We start from the raw sequence: 8,645 nt of genomic DNA on the forward strand, positions 1-8,645 counted from the left end.
AGAAATGAGAGAAAAGTCAGAAATGGCTGCTTAAGAAATTATTATATTTAAACTGTCCGGTTGAAAAATCTGCCTCACGACATCGATTTGAGCTCCTCGAAGAAGTTCGCTTCGACGATCTCAAATACGAGTCTTCCTCTAAGCTCCTTCGTCGCCAAGAGGAATTTGGCGGCTGAGGGCTGTATCCCCGGGCCCCTCCGTCTAAATAGTGACAATATCCCCCCTTGTGTTGAGATTTACCGATTTATTTTGTTCAAATTGGCACTTCTTGTGCGTCCTATTTCTCACATGTCTATCTCAAGCTTTATCTATTCTGGTGGGAGTAGGTGCTTCCTTTTCTTGTTTCGATACATTCTCTATCTAGATCACTGACTTTTTTCTCGGTTCGCGGGACTAAAGCTCCGCTCATTTTTGGATTCTTCGTACATTGCTGTTGTTGCTTTTTCTTTATTTGTTGATTGGATAAGAGTTGATATTCTTTTTGTTCTCTTGCTTTTGCTTCTTGCTCGCGCACTCGTTTCTCTCGTGCTCTTGCCTTGTTCTTATGTTTTTTGCTTGTCTCTTTATTTCTTTCTGGCTTGCGTGCTCGAATCCTCGCAATCTCGCCTTTTCCCCTTCTATCTTTTTTCTGATGTTATGGTATTTGGATATTTTGCTTTTTTGCTCTCTTTTCTTTCTTTGCTTTGGTGTTTTTTTTATATAATTATGGTGATTAATTTTTCAGGAGGTTTTTTCTTTGTTGTCTTTGAATGCGGATGCTATTTTGGATTATTTGAATTTTCCTGCTGTGGTTAAGGTTTTTGATGAGGTTGATTCTACTAATGCTTTTTTGAAGCGTCATATTGCTGATTTTCCTGTTGATCGGATTTCTTTAGTGGTATCTGATTCTCAGTCTGCTGGTTATGGGAAATTTCATCGGTCATTTTTTTCTCCGGCTGATTCTGGAGTTTATTTTAGTGTTTTGTTGCCGATTGACTTGATCAGTGATGTTGATTTGGTTACTCTTTCGGCTGGCGTTTCTGTTTGTTCTGCTTTGAAGAAGTTAGTTCCCGAGGGGGATTTTTCTTTGAAGTGGGTCAATAATGTTTTGAATGGGGATCGTAAGTGCGGTGGGGTTTTGGCTGAGTCAATTTCTGATGACGATGGGAAGCTGACTTTTGTTGTGCTTGGGATCGGTGTTGATGTTTTTGTTGAGTCGTTTCCTGATGAACTGGCTGATGTTGCTGGTGATGTTGGTGCTGTTGATTTGTTTGACCGGAATTTTTTTGTTGGGTCGGTGCTTAATTTTTTGTTGGATTTGCTTGATAATCCTGATTCGGTTGTTCCGGATTTTCGTTTGCTTTGTTCTACTGTTGGACAGCGGGTTGAGGTTGTTGCTGGTGGTCGGCGGGTTATTGGTAAGGCTGTTGATGTGGATGATTCTGGGGGTTTGGTTGTGGTTGATGATAAAAAAAATCGCCACTTATTTAATAGTGGCGAAGTTTCGAAGGTTTTTTTATAGTAAATTGATGACTGCTTCTATGCTGGCGTAGAGCATGAAGGCTACTACGAACCAACCTGTTATGGTTAAGAACCAGGAGTGGTGATATGTTCCGATGATGTTCTTTTTCTTGGCGGCTATTAGTAAGATCGCTAGTGATACTGGTAGGATGAAGCCGTTGATGGCTCCTACTACTACTAGGATCTTGGCTGGTTGGCCGATGAAGTAGAAGATGGCCGTTGAGAAGATGATGAAGCCCATTACTAATAGGCGGTTATATCTGGCCATTTTTACTTCTGATTTTACTTTTCTCGTGTAATTTAAAAAGGAGATCGATGTAAATGTTGAGCCTAAGGTTGAGGTCATTCCGGCGGCAAATAGTAATAGTCCGAAGAACTTGTAGCCAAAGTTTCCGGCGGCATATTTGAAGATCGATGCTGCTGGATTGCTTGGATCTAATTTGTAGCCGACACTTACTACAGCTAGTCCGGCTAAGAATAAGAGGATCCGGATTAGTGAAGCTACTCCGATCCCAGTGATGGCTCCTTCATTGACATACTTCAGTTCTTTTTCCCCTTGCAGGCCAACTTCGATCAGACGATGACCACCTGAGAAGGAGATGTATCCTCCAACAGTTCCACCGATGATAGTGACGATCGAATAGAAGTTAATATTTGTTGGAATGAAAGTGTGTGTTACGGCTGATTGATACGGTACCGCCATGACACAAATGATGTAGATCAAAATACCGATCTTTACTACCGCTAAAAGCTGAACTGTACGGTCGACCACGGTCATCGCATTTTTGGCAACGAAAATGGCGATGGCGATACAGGCAGCAATGACGGCACCATTTTCTGGCGAGATGCCAAATAGGACGTTCAATCCTAAACCGGCACCACCAATGTTTCCGATGTTGAACAATAGTCCACCTACGGCCACTAAAAATGATAGGACGTATCCTAATCCTGGTAGGACTTCGTTAGCGATCACTTGTGCTCTTTTTCCACTAACGACGATGATCCGCCACACGTTCATCTGGACGATGAAGTCGACGATGATACATAGTAAAATTGCAAAACCAAAGTTTGCTCCCATTTCCCCAGTAAAAGTTGCTGTTTGTGTCAGAAAACCTGGTCCAACAGCGGCCATTGCCATCAAAAAAGCAGCACCCATGGCAATACTTCGTGGCGAGCGAGCTTTGGTCATTTTTTTGTCCGCAAATTCTTTTTCTTTATCATTCATAAGCTGATTTACCTTTTCTTAGATTTTAAAAGGGAGTGATTTCGATCCCTGCGTCTGTTAATGTTGATCTTAATTCTGAGACGATATCTAAGGCAGCTTGATTATCCCCGTGAACACAAATTGAATCCGGTTTAAGAGGTATCTTCGTGCCGTCGAGTGCTACGATCTCTTCGTTTTGGATCATAGCTAAGACTCGCTGTGCAACTTCTTTAGGTTCCTTGATCACGGCGTTTGGCAGTGAGCGTGAAACTAAGGTGCCATCGGCATTGTAATTACGATCGCCGAAGGCTTCTTGAGCATATGGTATGCCCACTTCAATGGCAGCTTTGATCAATTCCGAGTTAGCCAGGCCATAAATTGGAAGATCCGGATCAACTTGCTTGATGCCTTCGCAAATTGCGACTGCTAGGTCGTGATCAGTTGCCGCCATGTTGTACAAAGCCCCGTGCGGTTTGACGTGCTGTAATTTTTTATTAGAAGTGAAAGCTTGTAGAGCTCCAACTTGGTATGTGACCATATTCTTGACTTCAGCTGGCTTCATTGCCATTTTGCGACGGCCAAACCCTTGCAGGTCGGGAAATCCTGGATGAGCCCCGACCCCGATGCCGGCTTTTTCAGCTAATGCAACTGTTTTTGCCATGACGTCAGGATCGCCAGCGTGGAAACCACAAGCAATGTTAACGGAACTAACTAGCGGGATGATCTCAGAGTCGCGTCCCAAACTGTATCTACCAAAGCTTTCGCCTAAATCGCTATTCATATCAATTTTTGTCATAGTATCCCCCTATTTTCTTACATATATTTCAATTCAGTATTCTTCACATCGGTCACTAACATGTGGCCGGGCGAGTGTGTGATGACGAAATCTGGCTTCGTCTGCATGATGACGTTTTGCGGTGTAACTCCACAAGGCCAAAAAACCGGAACTTCGTCATCCTTGATCGTTACCGCATCCCCGTAGTCTGGGTCGTTTAAGTCCTTGATGCCGATATATTCCGGATCACCGATCTGGATCGGAGCACCGTGAACTTTGGGCATGGCATTCGTTACTTTGACCGCTTGAACTACTTGGTTTTGGGGAATCGGTCGCATGCTAACGACCATGTTGCCGTGAAATTCTCCAGCTGACTTCAGTGGTATGTTCGTGTCGTACATCGGCACATTCACGTTTTCGGTAATATTTCTCACTTCGATCCCAGCAGCTAGTAGCTCGGACTCAAAAGAAAAACTACAGCCGATAATAAAACTCACTAAATCATCGCGCCAATAGTCATCGATGCTAGTCACTTCTTGGATCAACTCGCCTTTTTCATAGATCCGATATTTTGGAAAATCGTTGGCTAAGTCGATGTCTGTCGCCATTTCCGTCAATTTCTTGCTTCCGGCATCGCTAACTTCTAAAACCGGACATGGTTTGGGATTTCGTTGTGTAAAAAGCAAAAAATCATACGCCAAAGATTTTGGCAAAATAACTAAATTTGCTTGGGTATATCCCGGTGCTAAGCCACTAGTATTGTCAGTATATTGACCGCTGCGGATCAAGTGGCGTAGTTGTACGGGTGAAAGATCTTTTAAGTCGTCTGACATATTCAAAACCTCCTGCTAATTGGCTAGGTTGTCTAACCAACTAATATCTGTATGGTTGATCTTATAATCAGGTTCTTCGATCACTTGCATTAAAAAGTCCAAATTCGTATGAATGCCACCGATAACGGTCTCTTCAAGAGCTTCCGACATTTGACGGATGGCCGTTTCTCGATCTGGAGCAAAGCTGATGATCTTAGCTATCATTGAATCGTAATTAGAAGGGACCTTGTAGCCTTGATACAAAGCGCTATCCGTTCTGATCCCGTGACCCGCTGGCAAATGCAAAGCATCGACTTTTCCCGCCGTTTTAGCATTGATCCGACATTCTAATGCAAAATTATGTTTGTGGATCTCGGCAAACGGGATCGGTTCGCCTTCAGCAATTTTGATCTGCAAATCGACTAGATCGACATCACTCGTCAATTCAGTGATCGGATGCTCCACTTGGACTCTAGTATTCATTTCCATAAAGTAAAATTCTTCAGGTCCATTGACGAGAAATTCCATCGTTCCTAAACCTTCATAATTAATATCTTCTGCTGCTTTGACCGACACGTCATACATTTGTTGACGGGGCTTTTCATCTAAAGTGCTAGCGGGAGCTTCTTCGATAACTTTTTGATGACGTTGCTGCAGACTGCAATCACGTTCACCGATGGCGATAGCATTGCCAAATTGGTCCGCTGCAAGCTGAACTTCGATGTGACGTGGGTGCGCTAAATACTTTTCCAAATACATGTGACTGTCACCAAAAGCTGCTTGAGCTTCGGCTTGAGCAAGATCGAATTCTTTTTCAAAATCGTTCAAGCTTTCAACGACACGCATTCCCTTGCCACCGCCTCCAGCACTAGCTTTGAGCATGATCGGATAGCCGATTTTTTCAGCTTCGACTTTGGCATCATCAAAATCGACAAAGTCGTCTTCAGAACCAGGAATAATCGGAACTCCGGCCTCGATCATCGTCTCGCGAGCGGCAGCTTTTTCTCCCATCGTGGCGATCACTTTGGAACTTGGTCCAACGAATTTGATACCTTGATCTTCACACAATTTGGCAAAGTCAGCATTTTCTGATAAAAAGCCGTAACCAGGATGGATGGCATCAGCTTGAGTGATCTGAGCAGCCGCAATGATGCTATCTTGGTTCAAATAGCTATCTTCTGGATCGGGACCGCCGATACAGACCGCCTCATCAGCCATCGCCACGTGCATGGCACTTTTATCAGCGGTTGAATAAACTGCCACGCTGATGATATCCAATATTTTGCAGGCCCGAATGATCCTAACGGCAATTTCGCCACGATTGGCGATCAACATTTTTTTCAATCGACACACCTCACTTCAACGTAAACAATGGTTGGTCATATTCGACTGGATCACCATTCGAGACTAAGATTTTATCGATGACGCCGTCTTTGTCGGCTTTAACTTCGTTCATCATTTTCATAGCTTCGATGATAGCGACTGACTGCCCTTTTTCAATTTTGTCACCCGGTTTGACTAAAGAAGCTTTGTCAGGCTGTTCGGAGGCGTAGAAGGTGCCGACAAATGGTGCCGTTATAGTCTTTTCTGTTGGGGTAGCTTCCGGAATGGACTGAGATTTTGCAACATTTTCGACTGGTGCATTCGTAATCGTCCGTTCTAATACGATATGACCCTGTTTATCGTCGATCTCCAAGTGGCTCAAGCCTGATTCATTCATCAAGTCGAGCAATTTTTTGACTCTATCTAACTCCATTTTCTTCATCCCTTCTACTTATTTGCCCGGATCAAACGAGCAATTTTTATGGCATCACGTCTGATTGGTCCGATCGGTTCCACGTACCGACCGGCATACCATTTTTCAAAAGTATCATTAATAATTTTTTGCTGCTGAACTAATTTTTCAACCGCCGTATCCATATCGGTCAAAACAAATTTAAACTGCTGTCCATGTTGCATTTGCACGAAACGATTCAGATCAGCTCGGATAATCGTAGCGATGACCGGATAGCCACCCGTAGTTTGCCGATCAGCTAATAAAACGATCGGACTGCCGTCACGAGTGATCTGGATATTGCCAAAAACGGTTCCTTCTGACAGCAAACTCTTTTCGGGAACTTCTAATTTAGCGCCATTAAGACGATATCCCATCCGGTCCATTTGTTCGGATATTTGATAAGTCTCTTGTTGAAATTGCAGTTGAGCCTTTTTAGAAAACATTTCCCACTGTGGCCCCTTCACAAAGTGGATCTCAGTGATCGATTCATGCTTAATACTGATCTTGCGCGAGCTCAAGCTTGGCATGACCACGCTGTCACGGATAGGGATCGTATCGCCAGTTTCCAGAGCACGACCATCGAGCCCACCCATCTTGGTCCTAAGTGTAGTAGATCGGCTATCAAGCACCGGCTGAGTAATAACGCCACCGTTTGAAAAAGCTAAGTAACCGTAATTACCATCCGTCACCGGTCCAACTTTTAAGATCGAGCCTTCATTTACCTCGACAACTTCATTTTGCAAAATCGGCTGGTCATTCAAAGTTGCATTGACCTTCCCTCCTGTCAAAGCGATGAAGGAGTCGCAAGCAAAGCGCAAAGTCGGTCCCGTCGAGACGAATTCTAAGGAAGCAGAATTACGATGGTTATTAACGAGCAAGTTAGCCAATTTATAACTAAATTTATCCATAGCTCCCGATTCAGGAAAACCTTCGATCTGATGACTAGGCCGCCCCAGATCTTGCACAGTGGTAGACAATCCAGGTTGGATCACACGAACAAAATTAGCCATGGTCAACGTCTCCTTCCGTAATAACATTCAAGGAAAATTTCCCAGCTTCGTCTAACAACTGAATCCGCTGATATTCAGATTCATCAATAGGAACAAAGCGAATATAATCCCCCGAGCGATACTTCAACTTCGGACGAGCCGGATCATACAATTTAACCGGCGTACGACCAATCAAGCGCCAACCACCAGGAGACTCAACGGGATACATCCCAGTCTGGGCCCCAGCGATCCCAACACTACCAGCAGCAATACTAGCCCGCGGAACCTCAAGCCGAGGCATAGCGATCCGTTCAGGAACAGACCCCATATAAGCAAATCCCGGCAAAAATCCCATCATATAAATAAAATAATCAGTCCCAGAATGCAATTTGATCAATTCATCAACACTAATCGAAGCAAAATTAGCCACATCCTCCAAGTCAGGACCAAATTTTGAGCAATAACAAACGGGCAGTTCAATAATTGACCTGCCCGTATTAGTTAGCTCATTCGAATTTACAATAATCTCATCAATCTGATCGACCAAATCTCTAAAAGAAGTTAAGTCAAAATCAAAATTAACGGTTAACGTATGATAGGCAGGTATAACGCCCGTAACCCCAACCGCCTTTTGATCGATCAGTTCGCGAGCTATATTTTGGATAAGTTTATTTTCTTCAACATTGATCTGTTCGGGAAATTCAACTTCCAAAGACTGCTCGCTGACTTGAAAATAAGAATAATCCATCATAAAACCCTCCAAAATTAGAAATAAATTAAATTAATTGTAATATTATTTATCGAATCAATCAATGATTTATCCAACAATTAAAAAATAATCAATCAAAGTTGATAAGAATCAATTTAGCAAAAGCTTGATTTAGTTAGGGTTAGACAGCGCTTATATATGAAGAAAAGAAAAAGCGTAAAACTATCGAAAAACTTCGCAACATGCTTCAATGAAATGGGCAAAGTATAAAAAATTGCATAAAAAAAAGACGTCAGGAAGAGGTCCAAACGCCACAAACAATAAAGAAGGAAAGAAGAAAAAAAGGAACCGATTCAAAAGTACAGAGCAAGAGGCAAGAGTGCGAGAGAAACGAGCAGGCGAGCAAGAAATATATAAATAGAGAAAAAAAGAAAGCACCAAAACCAGGCAAGAGCACGAGAAACGAGTGCGCGAGCCAGAAGCGAAAGCAAGAAAGCAAAAAGAATATCAACTCTTATAGAACCAACACAATTAAGAAAAACACTAATAAAAAGGTAAGTCAGGAAACAAATTGAGTGGAGCGAAGTCCCACGAACTGAGAAAAGTATGAGTAATCAAAACAAAGAAGATAGAAGAACAAAACCAGGAAGCCCCTACTCCCACCAGAATAGATAAAGCCTGAGATAGACATGTGAGAAATAGGACGCGCAAACAGTGCCAACTTGTATCAAATAAATCGGTAAAACTCAAACAAAAGGGGGGATAGGTCTCCATCTAGACGGAGGGGCCCGGGGATACAGCCCTCAGCCGATCGAGTAGGAGGTAGCTAGGCTACCGACCTCTCACACCACCGTACGTACGGTTCCGTATACGGCGGTT

General features: G+C 43.2%; 10 protein-coding genes. 2 read left to right on the forward strand and 8 right to left on the reverse strand.

The annotated features are described in order from the left end of the window. Window positions 1-304 precede the first annotated feature (304 nt). Window positions 305-514: a hypothetical protein gene (locus EKM78_RS11940; RefSeq protein WP_125772504.1), complete on the reverse strand. Its 210-nt coding sequence runs from the start codon at window positions 512-514 to the stop codon at window positions 305-307. A gap of 225 nt (window positions 515-739) precedes the next feature. Between EKM78_RS11940 and EKM78_RS11945 the strand changes: the two genes are divergently transcribed. Then, window positions 740-1,501, forward strand: a complete 762-nt coding sequence (locus EKM78_RS11945; RefSeq protein WP_164507347.1) for a biotin--[acetyl-CoA-carboxylase] ligase — start codon at window positions 740-742, stop codon at window positions 1,499-1,501. On the opposite strand, the gene EKM78_RS11950 is transcribed toward EKM78_RS11945, so the two are convergent. From EKM78_RS11950 to pxpB, 7 genes are read right to left on the reverse strand one after another with little or no spacing between them, the layout of a single operon-like run. After that, window positions 1,496-2,725, reverse strand: coding sequence for an NRAMP family divalent metal transporter (locus tag EKM78_RS11950; RefSeq protein ID WP_125772508.1), 1,230 nt, complete (start codon window positions 2,723-2,725; stop codon window positions 1,496-1,498). The genes EKM78_RS11945 and EKM78_RS11950 overlap by 6 nt on opposite strands. Window positions 2,726-2,750: 25 nt before the next feature. Next, window positions 2,751-3,500, reverse strand: a complete 750-nt coding sequence (locus EKM78_RS11955) for a LamB/YcsF family protein (protein ID WP_125772510.1) — start codon at window positions 3,498-3,500, stop codon at window positions 2,751-2,753. A 17-nt stretch (window positions 3,501-3,517) separates the two neighbouring features. Next, complete coding sequence (locus EKM78_RS11960) at window positions 3,518-4,312, reverse strand: putative hydro-lyase (protein WP_211334373.1); 795 nt, start codon at window positions 4,310-4,312, stop codon at window positions 3,518-3,520. Window positions 4,313-4,327: 15 nt separating this feature from the next. Further along, entirely contained in the window at window positions 4,328-5,635 is a 1,308-nt protein-coding gene (locus EKM78_RS11965) for an acetyl-CoA carboxylase biotin carboxylase subunit (RefSeq protein ID WP_125772513.1), read from the reverse strand. Between the two features lie 10 nt (window positions 5,636-5,645). After that, window positions 5,646-6,047, reverse strand: coding sequence for an acetyl-CoA carboxylase biotin carboxyl carrier protein (locus EKM78_RS11970; protein ID WP_125772515.1), 402 nt, complete (start codon window positions 6,045-6,047; stop codon window positions 5,646-5,648). 14 nt (window positions 6,048-6,061) lie between these two features. Further along, window positions 6,062-7,078: a 5-oxoprolinase subunit C family protein gene (locus EKM78_RS11975; RefSeq protein WP_125772517.1), complete on the reverse strand. Its 1,017-nt coding sequence runs from the start codon at window positions 7,076-7,078 to the stop codon at window positions 6,062-6,064. After that, entirely contained in the window at window positions 7,071-7,808 is a 738-nt protein-coding gene (gene pxpB / locus EKM78_RS11980) for a 5-oxoprolinase subunit PxpB (RefSeq protein ID WP_342768454.1), read from the reverse strand. The genes EKM78_RS11975 and pxpB overlap by 8 nt, the downstream gene beginning before the upstream one ends. A gap of 208 nt (window positions 7,809-8,016) precedes the next feature. Here pxpB and EKM78_RS12885 point away from each other — a divergent pair, with 208 nt between their 5' ends. Further along, on the forward strand, window positions 8,017-8,187 hold the full coding sequence (locus EKM78_RS12885; protein ID WP_164507348.1) for a hypothetical protein: 171 nt from the start codon (window positions 8,017-8,019) through the stop codon (window positions 8,185-8,187). Window positions 8,188-8,645 lie beyond the last annotated feature (458 nt).

Source organism: Companilactobacillus furfuricola (genome assembly GCF_003946325.1).
Lineage (GTDB): Bacteria > Bacillota > Bacilli > Lactobacillales > Lactobacillaceae > Companilactobacillus > Companilactobacillus furfuricola.

Excerpts from the sequence above, each read along its gene's own strand:
- EKM78_RS11950 (WP_125772508.1), bottom strand. The coding sequence starts at position 2,725 with ATGAATGATAAAGAAAAAGAATTTGCGGACAAAAAAATGACCAAAGCT.
- EKM78_RS11955 (WP_125772510.1), bottom strand. The coding sequence starts at position 3,500 with ATGACAAAAATTGATATGAATAGCGATTTAGGCGAAAGCTTTGGTAGA.
- EKM78_RS11960 (WP_211334373.1), bottom strand. The coding sequence starts at position 4,312 with ATGTCAGACGACTTAAAAGATCTTTCACCCGTACAACTACGCCACTTG.
- EKM78_RS11970 (WP_125772515.1), bottom strand. The coding sequence starts at position 6,047 with ATGGAGTTAGATAGAGTCAAAAAATTGCTCGACTTGATGAATGAATCA.
- EKM78_RS11975 (WP_125772517.1), bottom strand. The coding sequence starts at position 7,078 with ATGGCTAATTTTGTTCGTGTGATCCAACCTGGATTGTCTACCACTGTG.
- pxpB (WP_342768454.1), bottom strand. The coding sequence starts at position 7,808 with ATGATGGATTATTCTTATTTTCAAGTCAGCGAGCAGTCTTTGGAAGTT.
- EKM78_RS12885 (WP_164507348.1), top strand. The coding sequence starts at position 8,017 with ATGAAATGGGCAAAGTATAAAAAATTGCATAAAAAAAAGACGTCAGGA.